General features: G+C 56.9%; 15 protein-coding genes and 3 tRNA genes. 13 read left to right on the top strand and 5 right to left on the bottom strand.

Annotated elements, in window-relative coordinates; genetic code table 11:
- The first annotated feature begins 25 nt into the window (after positions 1-25).
- Positions 26-709 carry a ribonuclease T gene (gene rnt / locus ACMGGW_RS09765; protein ID WP_049295485.1) on the top strand — a complete coding sequence of 228 codons (684 nt, stop codon included), beginning with the start codon at positions 26-28 and terminating at the stop codon, positions 707-709.
- 68 nt (positions 710-777) lie between these two features.
- Here the strand turns inward: rnt and ACMGGW_RS09760 are convergent, their stop codons facing one another.
- A complete protein-coding gene (locus ACMGGW_RS09760; RefSeq protein WP_004931329.1) occupies positions 778-1,125 on the bottom strand; it encodes a Grx4 family monothiol glutaredoxin in 348 nt (115 codons plus the stop codon).
- A gap of 416 nt (positions 1,126-1,541) precedes the next feature.
- Here ACMGGW_RS09760 and ACMGGW_RS09755 point away from each other — a divergent pair, with 416 nt between their 5' ends.
- Positions 1,542-2,360: a C40 family peptidase gene (locus ACMGGW_RS09755; RefSeq protein ID WP_043141154.1), complete on the top strand. Its 819-nt coding sequence runs from the start codon at positions 1,542-1,544 to the stop codon at positions 2,358-2,360.
- A 198-nt stretch (positions 2,361-2,558) separates the two neighbouring features.
- Positions 2,559-3,137, top strand: coding sequence for a superoxide dismutase [Fe] (gene sodB, locus ACMGGW_RS09750; protein WP_004931333.1), 579 nt, complete (start codon positions 2,559-2,561; stop codon positions 3,135-3,137).
- Positions 3,138-3,198: 61 nt separating this feature from the next.
- On the opposite strand, the gene ACMGGW_RS09745 is transcribed toward sodB, so the two are convergent.
- Positions 3,199-3,288 carry a YnhF family membrane protein gene (locus tag ACMGGW_RS09745; protein ID WP_019455989.1) on the bottom strand — a complete coding sequence of 30 codons (90 nt, stop codon included), beginning with the start codon at positions 3,286-3,288 and terminating at the stop codon, positions 3,199-3,201.
- A gap of 324 nt (positions 3,289-3,612) precedes the next feature.
- On the opposite strand from ACMGGW_RS09745, the gene purR reads away from it, so the two are divergent.
- Positions 3,613-4,638 (top strand): HTH-type transcriptional repressor PurR, encoded by a 1,026-nt coding sequence (gene purR / locus ACMGGW_RS09740; RefSeq protein ID WP_025302656.1) that lies wholly within the window; start codon positions 3,613-3,615, stop codon positions 4,636-4,638.
- On the opposite strand, the gene punR is transcribed toward purR, so the two are convergent.
- Positions 4,635-5,579, bottom strand: coding sequence for a DNA-binding transcriptional activator PunR (gene punR / locus ACMGGW_RS09735; protein ID WP_025302655.1), 945 nt, complete (start codon positions 5,577-5,579; stop codon positions 4,635-4,637). The two genes, purR and punR, sit on opposite strands and share 4 nt — an antisense overlap.
- A gap of 123 nt (positions 5,580-5,702) precedes the next feature.
- Here punR and punC point away from each other — a divergent pair, with 123 nt between their 5' ends.
- Both punC and cfa read left to right on the top strand, forming a co-directional pair.
- Positions 5,703-6,914: a purine nucleoside transporter PunC gene (gene punC / locus ACMGGW_RS09730; protein ID WP_049204292.1), complete on the top strand. Its 1,212-nt coding sequence runs from the start codon at positions 5,703-5,705 to the stop codon at positions 6,912-6,914.
- Between the two features lie 343 nt (positions 6,915-7,257).
- Complete coding sequence (gene cfa, locus ACMGGW_RS09725; protein WP_043141148.1) at positions 7,258-8,409, top strand: cyclopropane fatty acyl phospholipid synthase; 1,152 nt, start codon at positions 7,258-7,260, stop codon at positions 8,407-8,409.
- Positions 8,410-8,482: 73 nt separating this feature from the next.
- On the opposite strand, the gene ACMGGW_RS09720 is transcribed toward cfa, so the two are convergent.
- Complete coding sequence (locus ACMGGW_RS09720; protein WP_049207088.1) at positions 8,483-8,776, bottom strand: I78 family peptidase inhibitor; 294 nt, start codon at positions 8,774-8,776, stop codon at positions 8,483-8,485.
- 54 nt (positions 8,777-8,830) lie between these two features.
- On the bottom strand, positions 8,831-9,481 hold the full coding sequence (locus ACMGGW_RS09715; protein ID WP_197831946.1) for a riboflavin synthase subunit alpha: 651 nt from the start codon (positions 9,479-9,481) through the stop codon (positions 8,831-8,833).
- 239 nt (positions 9,482-9,720) lie between these two features.
- On the opposite strand from ACMGGW_RS09715, the gene ACMGGW_RS09710 reads away from it, so the two are divergent.
- The 7 genes from ACMGGW_RS09710 to ACMGGW_RS09680 all read left to right on the top strand — a co-directional run bounded on the left by ACMGGW_RS09710 (position 9,721) and on the right by ACMGGW_RS09680 (position 14,327).
- Positions 9,721-11,097 carry an MATE family efflux transporter gene (locus ACMGGW_RS09710; RefSeq protein ID WP_025302651.1) on the top strand — a complete coding sequence of 459 codons (1,377 nt, stop codon included), beginning with the start codon at positions 9,721-9,723 and terminating at the stop codon, positions 11,095-11,097.
- 181 nt (positions 11,098-11,278) lie between these two features.
- Positions 11,279-11,355 (top strand) — tRNA-Val (locus ACMGGW_RS09705).
- A gap of 20 nt (positions 11,356-11,375) precedes the next feature.
- Positions 11,376-11,452 (top strand) — tRNA-Val (locus ACMGGW_RS09700).
- A gap of 20 nt (positions 11,453-11,472) precedes the next feature.
- A tRNA-Val gene (locus ACMGGW_RS09695) sits at positions 11,473-11,549 on the top strand.
- Between the two features lie 121 nt (positions 11,550-11,670).
- On the top strand, positions 11,671-11,976 hold the full coding sequence (locus tag ACMGGW_RS09690; protein WP_169541218.1) for a cupin domain-containing protein: 306 nt from the start codon (positions 11,671-11,673) through the stop codon (positions 11,974-11,976).
- Between the two features lie 393 nt (positions 11,977-12,369).
- Positions 12,370-13,782 carry a pyruvate kinase PykF gene (pykF, locus tag ACMGGW_RS09685; RefSeq protein WP_025302649.1) on the top strand — a complete coding sequence of 471 codons (1,413 nt, stop codon included), beginning with the start codon at positions 12,370-12,372 and terminating at the stop codon, positions 13,780-13,782.
- A 308-nt stretch (positions 13,783-14,090) separates the two neighbouring features.
- Positions 14,091-14,327, top strand: a complete 237-nt coding sequence (locus ACMGGW_RS09680) for a major outer membrane lipoprotein (protein WP_004931354.1) — start codon at positions 14,091-14,093, stop codon at positions 14,325-14,327.
- The last annotated feature ends 77 nt before the right edge of the window (positions 14,328-14,404 follow it).

The raw sequence follows: 14,404 nt of genomic DNA, 5'->3' as shown, positions 1-14,404 counted from the left end.
GCAACCGGGCGCAAAATTTGCCATAATGCGCGCTGCATTCGATGAAGATAAGAAACTGATGGCCGAAAAAAGTGATCTTAACGCCCTGAGTGGTCGTTTTCGTGGGTTTTATCCCGTAGTAATAGATGTTGAAACCGCCGGCTTCAACGCCAATACCGATGCGTTGCTGGAGATCGCCGCCGTGACGCTGAAAATGGATGAAGATGGCTGGCTGCAGCAGGACGAGACTCTGCACTTCCACGTGGAGCCTTTCGAGGGCGCCAACCTGCAGCCGGAAGCGCTGGCGTTTAACGGCATCGACCCGCACAACCCGTTGCGCGGCGCGGTCAGCGAATACGACGCGCTGCACGCCATTTTCAAAGCGGTGCGCAAAGGGCTCAAGGAGCGCGGGTGCAACCGGGCCATTATCGTGGCGCACAACGCCAACTTCGATCACAGCTTCCTGATGGCCGCGGCCGAACGTGCCGGCCTGAAGCGCAATCCGTTCCATCCGTTCGCCACCTTCGACACCGCTGCGCTGAGCGGCCTAGTGCTGGGCCAAACGGTGTTGGCGAAAGCCTGCATCGCCGCCGGTATGCCGTTCGACAGCAGCCAGGCGCACTCTGCGCTGTACGACACCGAGCAAACCGCCCTGCTGTTTTGCGAGCTGGTTAACCGCTGGAAACGTCTCGGCGGCTGGCCGCTGCCCGCCGGCGATCTCGCTGAATAAGCCCAACAAAAAAGGCGGCCCAGTTTGCACTGGCGCCGCCCGTTACGCGATAACCACAAGCCTGTCGATTAAGACTGCTGGTCTTCCTGCGCTTTATACTTTTCTGCCGTTTCTTTGATCAGCTGCTGCAGTTCGCCGCGCTGATACATTTCGATGATGATATCGCAACCGCCGACCAGCTCACCGTCTACCCACAGCTGCGGGAACGTCGGCCAGTTGGCGTATTTTGGCAATTCGGCGCGGATGTCCGGGTTTTGCAGAATATCCACGTAGGCGAAACGCTCGCCGCAGGCGGACAGCGCTTGCACTGCCTGCGCGGAGAAGCCACAACTCGGCAGCTTTGGCGAACCTTTCATGTACAGCAGAATCGGGTTTTCAGCGATCTGGTGCTGAATTTTTTCAAGTGTCGTCGTCATTTATTGCTTCCTCAAGCCACATTTCATGGCTACAACATGCATCACGCGGGCTATTGTAGCGGCTGGAACAGTCGCAAGAAAACGCCATCTTTTGCAAGGATATTCGCCCGCCGCCGATCGCGTTTCACCGGCCACGTCATTCCGGTCAAAACATACGTTGAGAATAACATTTTTAATCCGACCATTTCACTAATATATTGCGCCGCGATGACGGCGCGACTTAATTACATCCGCCACCGCCGACTGGCGCTTTTTTATACACCAACAGGCTGATTTTGAAACAAAAAAAATGTCATTAACGTTTTCTCACAATATGGATTATTATTTATGAGTTCTTCGCTGTTTTATATGGCGAAATTCGGGAATACTGTAACTCTTTCGATATCCGCTTCGGGGCCAAGGTTGGTGACGTCGACATGCGTTTAATTCTTACGCTCTTTGCGCTGCTGTTTACGCAGCTCTTCTTCAATTTGGCGCACGCTGCGCCACAGGCGCGTGTTGCCGCCGAGCAGCGTAAAAGCCATGCTAATGAAGCGCGGCCCGATGACCGCAGAAAAAAGAAAGCGGACAAAGCCGCTAAAAAAGCCAAAGTGACGGCCCCCGCGAAAAAAACCAAGACCGCCAAGGCGAAAAGCGAGAAAAGCGCGAAAAAGATCGCCAGCGCAAAACCCAAGGCCAAAGCGCAGAAAACTGCCAAGATTAAAGTCACCCCGCCGAAGAAGGGCTATAAAAAAGGCTATGGTCGCCACCGCGAAGCCGGTATGGCCACCGCTAAACTGGTGCGTGACGAGAAGCCGTTAAAACTTAGCCCGGCGCACAAAAAACGCTACCAACACGCCAAGCAGACCGCGATGGCCAAGCTGATGGATCAGATGGGCAAGCCTTATCGCTGGGGCGGCAGTTCGCCGCGCACCGGCTTCGACTGCAGCGGCCTTATCTATTACGCCTATAAAGACGTGGTGAAAATCAAAATGCCGCGCACCGCCAACGAGATGTATCACCTGCGCGACGCGGCGCCGATCAAGAAAAGCGAACTGGAAAGCGGCGATCTGGTGTTCTTCCGCATCAACAACCGCGGCGTGGCGGACCATGTTGGCGTCTACCTCGGCAACGGCAAATTCATCCAGTCACCGCGCACCGGTGAAGAGATCCGCATCAGCCAGCTCGACAACGACTATTGGCAGAACCACTACATCGGCGCACGCCGCGTAGTAACGCCGAAAACTATCCGTTAATTCCCTGCTCTGTGCGGTTGCGGCCCCGGTCGCAACCGCCTGCTCAAGCTATCGCCCATCGCACCTCCCCACGCGCATTTCTCGCTTTTCTTCCTGTTTTTTATGATGAAAATTGTTAAGATTGAATGACCACAATAAAAAACGGCCCATATGACTCTCGCCCGGCGAGAGGCGAATGGCGCTGTAAAGGAGGAAGCAATGTCGTTTGAATTACCTGCATTACCGTATGAGAAAAACGCGCTCGAGCCGCACATCTCCGCCGAGACCCTGGAATACCACTACGGCAAGCACCACAACACCTACGTGGTTAACCTGAACAACCTGGTGAAAGGCAGCGAGTTCGAGGGCAAATCGCTCGAAGAGATCATCAAGACCTCTAACGGCGGCGTCTTCAACAACGCCGCGCAGGTGTGGAACCACACCTTCTACTGGCACTGCCTGTCACCACAGGGCGGCGGTGAACCGCAGGGCGAACTGGCGGCAGCGATCGTCAAATCCTTCGGCTCTTTCGCTGCGTTCAAAGAGCAGTTCACCGATGCCGCAGTGAAAAACTTCGGTGCCGGCTGGACCTGGCTGGTGAAAAAACCGGACGGCGCGCTGGCGATCGTCAACACCTCCAACGCGGCCACCCCGCTGACCGGTGAAGACAAACCGCTGCTGACCGTTGACGTGTGGGAACATGCGTATTACATCGATTACCGCAATGCGCGTCCAAAATACCTGGAAAACTTCTGGGCGTTGGTCAACTGGACCTTCGCAGCGGAAAACCTGGCGTAAGCGCAGGTTCTGAGGTGATGAGGCGCAGCCTGGCTGCGCCTTTTTTATAACCGGGGGTAAATCAGTTCAACGCGGCAACGAAGCTGAAAGCGATAATGACCGCCAGCGCGCAGACGGTAGTGAACAGCGACATCTTCAATTCGGTATCCATGACAACTCCTTTAAAATGGGCTTTCCTAAGGATAAAAGGCGCACAATTAGTACGTCAAATCATTTTCCCACAGTTCGCCGATAAAATCTTGTTATCATTTCCCGGTTTATAATCTCGATTACCTCTTCCACTTTTGTTCAATATGCGACAAAATTCGCAGTTCACAACTGCGTACCGGCATTCATGCCCCTCCTGATTAAGCGCTGAAGACTTCAACACACTAAAAACTCAGTTTTCGCTTCTCTGGAGAAGGATCTACGTAGGCAAACGATTAACATCACACTTACATGCTGTAAACATGTGAGTTCAGGAGTCATTCCTTACATGGCAACGATTAAAGATGTGGCCAAACGCGCGGGCGTTTCCACCACCACCGTTTCGCACGTCATCAATAAGACTCGTTTCGTCGCCGAAGAGACCAAAGCGGCCGTGTGGGCCGCCATTAAAGAGCTGCACTACTCGCCGAGCGCCGTGGCGCGCAGCCTGAAAGTCAATCACACCAAGTCGATCGGCCTGCTGGCCACCTCGAGCGAAGCCCCCTACTTTGCCGAAGTGATCGAGGCGGTGGAAAACAGCTGCTACAGCAAAGGCTACACCCTGATCCTGTGCAACTCGCACAATAATCTCGACAAGCAGCGCGCCTACCTGGCGATGCTGGCGCAAAAGCGCGTCGACGGCCTGCTGGTCATGTGCTCCGAGTATCCGGATCAGCTGCTGGGCATGCTGGAAGACTACCGTAACATCCCGATGGTGGTGATGGACTGGGGCGCCGCGCGCGGCGACTTCACCGATACCATCATCGATAACGCGTTCGAAGGCGGCTATCTGGCCGGCCGTTACCTGATCGAGCGCGGCCACCGCGATATCGGCGCCATTCCCGGCCAACTGTCACGCAACACCGGCGGTGGCCGTCACCAGGGCTTTATGAAGGCGCTACAGGAAGCGAATATCGACATTCGCGAAGAGTGGATCGTCCAGGGTGACTTCGAGCCGGAGTCCGGCTATAAGGCGATGCACCAAATCCTGTCGCAAAAACAGCGACCGACCGCGGTATTCTGCGGCGGTGATATCATGGCGATGGGGGCCATCTGCGCCGCCGACGAGCTGGGCCTGCGCGTGCCGCAGGATATTTCCGTGATCGGCTACGACAATGTGCGCAACGCCCGCTACTTCACCCCGGCGCTGACCACCATTCACCAGCCGAAAGAGCGCCTGGGCGAAATGGCCTTCACCATGCTGCTAGATCGCATCATCAGCAAGCGCGAAGAGTCGCAGGTGATCGAAGTGCATCCGAAGCTGATCGAACGCCGCTCGGTCGCCGACGGCCCGTTCATCGACTACCGCCGCTAATCCCCCGCGCCGGAAGCCTGCGCAGCTTCCGGCTCCACCTCACTCAGCCACTCCTGATTCAACGTCTCTCCATCACCCAGATACGCCAGCAGCCAGCTCATCGCCGGTGACGGTTTATCCTGCTGCCAGGTCAGGCAGCACGGGCTGGCGGGAAACGGCTGCTGCAGCTGCAACGCCTTCAACTCACCGCGCTGCACCCGCGGCAGCGCCAGATGCGCCGGCATCATACCGACGCACAGCCCGGCGCACAGACAGTCGAACGCCGAGGTCCAGTCCGGCACCACCAGCCGCCGCTGGTTATCCAGCGTCCAAGTGACACGCTTGGGCAGATTGCGCGAAGTGTCCTCCAGACAAAGCGCAGGGTACGGCCTAAGCCGATCGTCATTCAACGCCCCTGCCAATTGCGCCAGCGGGTGCTGCGGGCTGACCACGCACAGCCAGTTCATATCCCCCATGTCGCGAAAGGCGAAGCCGCCGCCGACCGGCACCGCGCGGGTGGCGCCAATCGCCATATCCGCCCTGCCGTCCACCAACGCATCCCACACGCCGTTAAACACCTCGGGTTGCAACATCAGTTCAACGTCGGGGAAATGGCGGTAGAAATCCAGCACCAGTTGGCGGCTGCGCTGCGGTTTGACGATGATGTCCACGGCGATATTCAGCTGACCGCGCCACCCGTTAGCCACCTGCTGACAATGGCGGCGTGTGTCGAGCATTTTTTTGATAACAGCTCGCGCATCCTTGATAAATAACGCGCCGGCCGGTGTCAGCTCCACATCACGGTGACGCCGCTCAAACAGCGGCACCGCCAGCCATTGTTCCAACTGCCGCACGGTGTAGCTCACCGCCGACGGCACCCGGTGCAGCTCCTGCGCCGCCGCGCTGAAACTGCCGGTGCGCGCCACCGCGTCAACCACTTCAAGAGAATATTCAGACCACATCGCTTTGCCTTCAATTTTTTTAACAGCACTTTGCAAATATTACCGTTTCACAAGCAGAGATCCAGCCGGATACACTGGCCGGCGCTAAAAACCTGCGACACTAAAATATTAACGAGAAATACCATGCGAAACTCCTTTGGTTTTATGTTCTATCTCGCCGGCCTGAGCATGCTGGGTTATCTGGCGACCGATATGTACCTGCCCGCCTTTGGCGCCATGCGGGAGGAACTGCAAATATCCGCCGGCGCGGTCAGCGCCAGCCTGAGCATATTTCTGGCCGGCTTCGCCTTCGCGCAGCTGCTGTGGGGGCCGCTCTCCGACCGGCTGGGCCGCAAACCGGTATTATTGATTGGCCTGACGCTGTTCGCGTTCGGCTGCCTGGGCATGCTGTGGGTGGAAAATGCCGTGCAGCTCTGGATACTGCGCTTTATTCAGGCCGTCGGCGTCTGTTCCGCCGCCGCCATCTGGCAAGCGCTGGTGGTCGACCGCTATCGCGAAGGCCAGGCCAATCGCGTATTCGCCACCATCATGCCGCTGGTCGCGCTGTCGCCGGCGCTGGCGCCGCTGCTTGGCGCCTGGCTGCTTAACCACGCCAGCTGGCGTGCGATCTTCGCCGTGTTGCTGGCTATCACCGCCCTGCTGCTGCTGCCGACGTTGCTGCTCAAAGATCGCGCCAAAACTCAACCCGCCGCCGATGCGCCAAAAAGCAGCGTCAGTTTTTGGCAATTATTGAAATCCCCGGTGTTCAGCGGCAACGTCGCCATGTACGCCGCCTGCTCGGCCGGCTTCTTTGCCTGGTTGACCGGCTCGCCGTTCATCCTTGGTGATATGGGCTATGGCCCGAGCGACATTGGTCTGAGCTATGTGCCGCAGACGCTGGCTTTCCTGCTGGGGGGCTATGGCTGCCGCGCCGCGCTCAAACGCATCAATGGCAAAACCCTGCTGCCGTGGCTGCTGGTAGCTTATGGTGTCAGCATGGTGGCGCTGTATCTGGTGGCGACCGTAACCACTCCGACGCTCACCACGCTGCTGATCCCGTTCTGCGTGATGGCGCTGGTCAACGGCGCGGGCTACCCGATCATGGTGGCGAATGCGCTGATGCCGTTCCCGGAAAGCAGCGGCAAAGCCGCCGCGCTGCAAAATACGCTGCAGTTGGGGCTGTGTTTTGTGGCGAGCATGCTGGTGTCGGCGTTTATTGCCCAGCCGCTGCTGGCGACGGTGACGGTGATGGTGTCTACGGTGATCCTCGCCGCGCTGGGCTATTTCCTCCAGCGGGGAAAAGCGGGCGATGCGCAGCAAAAGGCGCAGCGGAAACATGCTAACTCAGCGTCATAATTGCCAAGCTTAATAATCACTTAAAGAATATGCGCGCCGAGTGCGATTTACAGTTGAGTCAACGCCTCGGCACGCCTATACTCAAAAACAACTTTATAAAGTAACACCTTATAATCTCTATATCTCAATTAGCTCTTGTGTACGCGTCTTGCGTCACACTCTTTTTTAAAGAGGCGTTTATCCTGCGCCATTTGCGTCGGGTCGTTTCTTTAAATTTCCTCTGTTCATAGTCGGATATCAGACGCCGCGGGCTTATTTCCCGTCGGTATACGTATGCACCCGCAGAAATTGTCTAAGCTGTTTCCTAACGGGTCATCAGTCAGAAGAAGGTGATGGAGAAGCTATGAGTTCATCGTGTATAGAAGATCTGAGCATCCAGGATAACCAGTGGTATCGCATCGCGCACGAAATGCTCGGTCTGGCCGGTATCGAAATCAATGGATCGCGCCCTTTCGATATTCAGGTTAAAAATCCCGAATTCTTTAAACGCGTTTTGCAACAAGGGTCACTGGGCCTCGGCGAAAGTTATATGGACGGTTGGTGGGAGTGCGAACGGCTGGATATATTCTTCCAGCGCGTGGTCAGCGCCGGGCTGGAGAAGAAACTTCCCCACCACCTGAAAGATACCCTGCGGATCGCCGCCGCGCGCCTGACCAACCTGCAATCGAAAAAGCGCGCCTGGATCGTCGGCAAAGAACATTACGATCTCGGCAACGATCTGTTTACCCTGATGCTCGATCCTTACATGCAGTATTCCTGTGGCTATTGGAAAGACGCCACCACGCTGGAGGAAGCGCAGGAAGCGAAGCTGCGGATGATCTGCGAAAAACTGCAGCTGCAGCCAGGCATGCGCTTACTGGACATCGGCTGCGGCTGGGGCGGCCTCTCCGCCTATGCGGCGAAGCATTACGGCGTGTCGGTGGTCGGCGTGACCATTTCCGCCGAACAACAGAAGCTGGCCCAGGCTCGCTGCGCCGGGCTGGATGTGCAGATCCTGCTGCAGGATTATCGCGATCTTCATCAGCAGTTTGATCGCATTGTCTCGGTCGGCATGTTCGAGCACGTCGGGCCGAAAAACTACCGCACCTATTTCAATGTGGTAGAGCGCAATTTAGCGCCGCACGGCCTGTTCCTGCTGCACACCATCGGTTCCAACAAAACCGACATGAACGTCGATCCGTGGATCAACAAATATATCTTCCCGAACGGCTGCCTGCCTTCAGTGAGCCATATCGCCGAAGCCAGCGAAGGCCATTTCGTGATGGAAGACTGGCACAACATCGGCGCCGACTACGATCGCACGCTGATGGCCTGGTTCGAGCGCTTCAAACAGGCGTGGCCGCAGCTTGCCCCGCGCTACTCCGAACGCTTCGAGCGGATGTTCAGCTATTACCTGAACGCCTGCGCCGGCGCGTTCCGGGCGCGCGATCTGCAACTGTGGCAGGTGGTATTCAGCCCGAAAGGCGTTGAAGGCGGCATCCGCGTCGCCCGCTAAGCCACTTGCCCGACAAAAAAGGCCCCGGTAGTCACATCGCCGGGGCCTTTTTTGCTCGTTCGAAGCGTACGGCTTAGCCGCAGTAAACGCGGATGATTTTATCGTCGCTGTCGCCAAGGAAGTTCAGGCGGCGCAGGTTGAAATCCATGGTGACGGCAGAGTTGTACGGAATGGCTCGCACCTTGGCGTCGATCCGTACGCCTTCCAGCGAGCTCATCGGTTTGCCGACGAAGTTTTGATACTGTGATGCGCCACAGGTATCGTCCGCATCGGCCATTTGCGCGCCCGCGCCCTGCTCAGGCGAACTGCTGCAGGCGCTCAGCGCCAGCAACGCGGTTAACAACAACGTTTTCCCATAAAACTTCACGCGTTTCTCCTCTCTGCTTATGATTCGATTCCGGCGGCAACGCCCGAATCGCTGTCAGTCTTTGTGCGCCGGCGCCACCGCCGCCGCCAGCGTCGCTTCCCGGTTGGCCAGCACGCGCTCGACGGTGTCCACCACCGCCTGCGTTTGCGGATCGATCTCGATGTTCACCTTGTCGCCGAGGCGTTTTTTACCCAGCGTGGTGCGCTCCAGCGTTTCCGGGATCAGGTGCACGCAGAAACGGTTATTCACCACTTCGCCGATGGTCAGGCTAATGCCGTCGATGCCGATGAAACCTTTGTGCAGCACATATTTCATCAATTCCGCATCCGGCATGCGCAGCCATACCTGGCGGTTATTTTCCGAGGTATAAATCTTGGCCACCTCCGCCGTGCAGATAATATGGCCGGACATCAAATGGCCGCCAATTTCATCATTGAACTTCGCCGCGCGCTCGATATTGACGATGTCGCCCAGCGCCAGATCGCCGAGGTTGGTCAGGCGCAACGTTTCTTTGATCAAATCGAAGCTGACGCGGTTGCCTTCCACCGCGGTGACGGTCAGGCAGCAGCCGTTATGGGCCACCGACGCGCCCAGCTCCAGCCCCGGCAGCAGCTCGGTAGGCATTTCGATCACGTGGGTGCGGAAATTGGGTTTCTCATCAATGGCGACCAGCGGCGCGGTGCCTTGTACGATACCGGTGAACATATGTGCCTCTTCTTGCTAAATAGGTTAAAACGCTACCGGCAGTTTGCCCCAGTTGGCGCTGAAAACCAAATCCGCGACGGTAAAAAAGGAATGGCTGCGCATTTAATAACTATTTATCTGCGGCGTTTGCTTAACGACGCCGAGCAGGTACAATCTTTTTGACAAAATTCCGCTATTTTAATTGTTGTCCTCTCGCGGCAGCCCTCCCTCCCACATATATAAATAGAAAAGGTGTATGCGTGCAGAAGTACTTAATTGAAGCGCGTAGTTTATTGGCTCTCGCTATCCCGGTCATTATCGCGCAAATATCGCAAACCGCTATGGGCGTGGTGGATACCATCATGGCCGGCGCTTACAGTGCCACCGACATGGCGGCGGTGGCGGTCGGCACCTCAATCTGGCTGCCGGCCATCCTGTTCGGCCACGGTCTGCTGCTGGCGTTGACCCCGGTTATCGCTCAGCTCAACGGTGCCGGCCGCCGCGATCGTATCGGCCATCAGGTGCGCCAGGGTTTTTGGCTGGCCTCCGGCGTCTCCGTACTGCTGATCGTCGTGCTGTATAACTGCAAGTTCGTCATCGACATGATGCACAACATCGATCCGCAGCTGGCGGATAAAGCCGTCGGCTACCTGCACGCCATCATGTGGGGGGCGCCGGGCTACCTGTTCTTCCAGGTGATGCGCAACCAGTGCGAGGGGTTGTCTAAAACCAAGCCCGGCATGGTGATCGGCTTCCTCGGCCTGCTGGTGAATATCCCGATCAACTACATCTTCATCTACGGCAAGTTCGGCATGCCGGAACTCGGCGGCGTCGGCTGCGGCGTCGCCACCGGCAGCGTCTACTGGATCATGTTCCTGATGATGCGCTGGTACGTGAAGCGCGCGCCGTCGCAGCGTGACATCAAACGCCAGGCCGGCGATCTCGGCGGCCCGGACTGGACGGCGCTGAAGCGCCTGATCGGCATCGGCATGCCGGTGGCGCTGGCGCTGTTCTTCGAAGTTACGCTGTTCGCCGTGGTGGCGTTGCTGGTTTCGCCGCTCGGGATCGTCGCGGTCGCCGGCCACCAGATCGCGCTTAACTTCAGCGCGCTGATGTTCGTGCTGCCGCTGTCGCTGGGCGTCGGCGCCACCATCCGCGTCGGTTATCGTCTGGGGGAAGGCTCGGTCGAAGGCGCGCGCGTCGCCGCCTATTCCGCCATCGGCGTCGGCATCACCATGGCCGTCTGCACCGCGCTGTTTACCGCCACCTTGCGCGAACCGATCGCCCTGCTGTACAACGACAGCCCGGCGGTGGTGGCTATGGCCTCGCAGCTGATGCTGTTGGCGGCGCTGTACCAAATTTCGGACTCGATCCAGGTGATCGGCAGCGGCGTGCTACGTGGTTATAAAGACACCCGAGCGATCTTCTTCATCACCTTTATCGCTTATTGGGTATTGGGCCTGCCGAGCGGCTATCTGCTGGCGTTAACCGACGTGGTGGTGCCGGCAATGGGGCCAAGCGGCTTCTGGATCGGCTTTATCATTGGCCTGACCTTCGCCGCCATCATGATGGCGCTGCGTATGCGCTGGCTGCAGAAACAGCCGACCGCCGTCATCCTGCAGCGATCCACGCGCTGAATCCGCTCCCGGCCGGTTTCATCCCCGGCCGGGCTGCGGTTTGCGGAAAAAAACGCCGGACTGCGCACAACCTCAGCAATCGCGTGAAATACCGAATAAAATTGCGCTTTTCCCCTTGCCAGCGCGCAGGTAGCTCGTTAATATTCGTCCCCGCTGTCAGCCATGACAGACAGGAAAAGATGCGTCCGTAGCTCAGTTGGTTAGAGCACCACCTTGACATGGTGGGGGTCGGTGGTTCGAGTCCACTCGGACGCACCAAATTCCAGAAGCAGTACAGTGCGTCCGTAGCTCAGTTGGTTAGAGCACCACCTTGACATGGTGGGGGTCGGTGGTTCGAGTCCACTCGGACGCACCAAATTCCAGAAGCAGTGCAGTGCGTCCGTAGCTCAGTTGGTTAGAGCACCACCTTGACATGGTGGGGGTCGGTGGTTCGAGTCCACTCGGACGCACCATATTGCTGATTTATCTCTCCCCCTATCGCGTTATACTTCCCGTTGTTTCGTCTCTGCTCGACCGCTCGATTTCTCATGTCGATTGCGCCGAACTACCGCCATCCACCATCAGGAACGCCACATGACCACCTTCACCGCCAAAACCGCCTTTTTACCGCTCGACAATGGCCTTGCCCGCCGTGAAGGGGTGATGAGCGACGGTTCGCCGGCGGCGGAAGTGCGTTTCGAGGCCGGCGCCTTTGGCCAACTGCAAAAGTCCCCGCATGCGCTGCAAACCCGGGTGATATCGGGTGAATTCGAGTTCACCCTCGGCGGCGATACGCGGATAGTACGGGCCGGCGAGAGCCTGATCCTGCCGGCCAACGTCGCCAGCGGCTGCTTCTGCCTGAGCGCCGGCGTGCTGCTGGAAATCCCGCAAACGCGCTAAGCCGTATTTACAGCAAGGTTATTTGCGCAACAAGCTGTACGCAACGCGTTGCATTTGCGCCACATTTGCCCCCGTTTTGACATATCCGCCACACCGCTGCGGTTTTTTATTTTGTTTCCCGCCGCTTAGCCTTTATAATGCGCAACGTCTATCAGTTGAATGGTTTCAGCCCTTGATCTGCGAAAACGCAATAACAACACGATTTCATCTCACCCCGTTGCGCAGCATCTCCGCGCCCCCGCGCGGGCTGAATTTTTCCGCCCCACTTCAACTGTCGTCACCTATCCTTAACTATGTTTTTCACCACCAGGCACGGCTCAAATTCCCTATCGGCGTAAATAGCGCCGGTCAAATTCGTTTTTTTATCCATCACAACTTGTAGAAAACTCCGCCATGAAAAAGACCAAAATTGTTTGTACCATCGGTCCAAAAACCGAATCGGAAGAAATGCTGACCAACCTGCTCAATGCGGGCATGAACGTGATGCGTCTCAACTTCTCTCACGGCGACTATGAAGAGCACGGCAACCGCATCAAGAACATGCGCGCCGTGATGGCGAAAACCGGTATCAACGCCGGCATCCTGCTGGATACCAAAGGCCCGGAAATTCGCACCATGAAATTGGAAGGCGGTAAAGACGCCTCGCTGGTCGCCGGCCAAACCTTCACCTTCACCACCGACCAGAGTGTGATCGGCAACAGCGATCGCGTAGCGGTCACCTACGCCGGCTTCGCCGCCGACCTGAAGATCGGTAACACCGTGCTGGTTGACGACGGCCTGATCGGCATGGAAGTCACCAACGTGACCGAGAACGAAGTCGTTTGTAAGGTGCTGAACAACGGCGATCTGGGCGAGAACAAAGGCGTCAACCTGCCGGGCGTGTCCATCCAGCTGCCTGCGCTGGCCGAAAAAGACAAACGCGACCTGATCTTCGGCTGCGAGCAAGGCGTCGACTTCGTGGCGGCGTCCTTCATCCGTAAACGTTCCGACGTGCTGGAGATCCGCGAGCACCTGAAAGCGCACGGCGGCGAGCAGATCCAGATCATCTCCAAGATCGAGAACCAGGAAGGCCTGAACAACTTCGACGAAATCCTCGAAGCATCCGACGGCATCATGGTTGCCCGCGGCGATCTGGGCGTGGAGATCCCGGTCGAAGAAGTGATCTTCGCCCAGAAGATGATGATCGAAAAATGCAACCGTGCGCGTAAAGTGGTGATCACCGCCACCCAGATGCTCGATTCCATGATCAAAAACCCGCGCCCTACCCGTGCGGAAGCCGGCGACGTTGCCAACGCCATCCTGGACGGCACCGATGCTGTCATGCTGTCCGGCGAGAGCGCCAAGGGCAAATATCCGCTGGAAGCGGTCAACATCATGGCGACCATCTGCGAGCGCACCGATCGCGTGATGCCAAGCCGCATCGACTCCCTGAACGATCGCCGCAAGCTGCGCATCACCGAAGCGGTGTGCCGTGGCGCGGTTGAAACCGCCGAGAAACTGGACGCGCCGCTGATCGTCGTCGCCACCAGCGGCGGCAAGTCAGCGAAATCCGTGCGTAAATACTTCCCGAACGCGGTGATCCTGGCGCTGACCACCAATGAGACTACCGCGCATCAGCTGGTGCTGAGCAAAGGCGTCATCCCGCAGATGGTCAAGGAAATCGCTTCTACCGACGACTTCTACCGCATCGGTAAAGAAGCCGCGCTGGCCAGCGGCCTGGCGCAAAAAGGCGACGTCGTGGTGATGGTTTCCGGCGCGCTGGTGCCGAGCGGCACCACCAACACTGCCTCGGTACACGTGCTGTAATATAAAACGTGACATAATTGCCTTGATCAAAACGCCGCTTTGCGGCGTTTTTTTTATCAGCAGTAACCTATTTTTCTCAAAACGCAACCGCGGACCGCTCATTATTTAGCTAATAAAGAATCGGAGTAGTCCCATGGAAGCCGGCTGTTTTCCCTCGTTTTTTTAACTAATTTGTAAAACCAGATGCAAGTTTGAGCGAACGATCAAAATAAAGCACCTCAACACTAAAAAATTATTCTCTTTCGAAAAAAGTTTGTGTAATACTTGTAACGCTACATGGAGATTAACTCAATCTAGAGGGTGTTATAATGAATCGTACTAAACTGGTACTGGGCGCGGTAATCCTGGGTTCCACTCTGCTGGCTGGCTGCTCTAGCAACGCTAAAATCGATCAACTGTCTTCTGACGTTCAGACTCTGAACGCTAAAGTTGATCAGCTGAGCAACGACGTGAACGCAATGCGTTCTGACGTTCAAGCTGCTAAAGACGACGCAGCACGCGCTAACCAGCGTCTGGACAACCAAGCTCACGCTTACAAAAAGTAAGATAGCTTTGGTTATTGAAAACGGCGCACATTGTGCGCCGTTTTTTTTCGCCTGTATCCTGGACTGATTTTTCCTGC

This window comes from Serratia sp. BNK-4, assembly GCF_048685115.1.
GTDB lineage: Bacteria > Pseudomonadota > Gammaproteobacteria > Enterobacterales > Enterobacteriaceae > Serratia > Serratia bockelmannii.
The sequence above is the reverse complement of the archived record's forward strand: the minus strand, read 5'-3'. Positions and strand labels throughout refer to the sequence as shown.

Excerpts from the sequence above, each read along its gene's own strand:
- rnt (WP_049295485.1), top strand. The coding sequence starts at position 26 with ATGCGCGCTGCATTCGATGAAGATAAGAAACTGATGGCCGAAAAAAGT.
- ACMGGW_RS09760 (WP_004931329.1), bottom strand. The coding sequence starts at position 1,125 with ATGACGACGACACTTGAAAAAATTCAGCACCAGATCGCTGAAAACCCG.
- ACMGGW_RS09755 (WP_043141154.1), top strand. The coding sequence starts at position 1,542 with ATGCGTTTAATTCTTACGCTCTTTGCGCTGCTGTTTACGCAGCTCTTC.
- sodB (WP_004931333.1), top strand. The coding sequence starts at position 2,559 with ATGTCGTTTGAATTACCTGCATTACCGTATGAGAAAAACGCGCTCGAG.
- ACMGGW_RS09745 (WP_019455989.1), bottom strand. The coding sequence starts at position 3,288 with ATGGATACCGAATTGAAGATGTCGCTGTTCACTACCGTCTGCGCGCTG.
- purR (WP_025302656.1), top strand. The coding sequence starts at position 3,613 with ATGGCAACGATTAAAGATGTGGCCAAACGCGCGGGCGTTTCCACCACC.
- punR (WP_025302655.1), bottom strand. The coding sequence starts at position 5,579 with ATGTGGTCTGAATATTCTCTTGAAGTGGTTGACGCGGTGGCGCGCACC.
- punC (WP_049204292.1), top strand. The coding sequence starts at position 5,703 with ATGCGAAACTCCTTTGGTTTTATGTTCTATCTCGCCGGCCTGAGCATG.
- cfa (WP_043141148.1), top strand. The coding sequence starts at position 7,258 with ATGAGTTCATCGTGTATAGAAGATCTGAGCATCCAGGATAACCAGTGG.
- ACMGGW_RS09715 (WP_197831946.1), bottom strand. The coding sequence starts at position 9,481 with ATGTTCACCGGTATCGTACAAGGCACCGCGCCGCTGGTCGCCATTGAT.
- ACMGGW_RS09690 (WP_169541218.1), top strand. The coding sequence starts at position 11,671 with ATGACCACCTTCACCGCCAAAACCGCCTTTTTACCGCTCGACAATGGC.
- pykF (WP_025302649.1), top strand. The coding sequence starts at position 12,370 with ATGAAAAAGACCAAAATTGTTTGTACCATCGGTCCAAAAACCGAATCG.
- ACMGGW_RS09680 (WP_004931354.1), top strand. The coding sequence starts at position 14,091 with ATGAATCGTACTAAACTGGTACTGGGCGCGGTAATCCTGGGTTCCACT.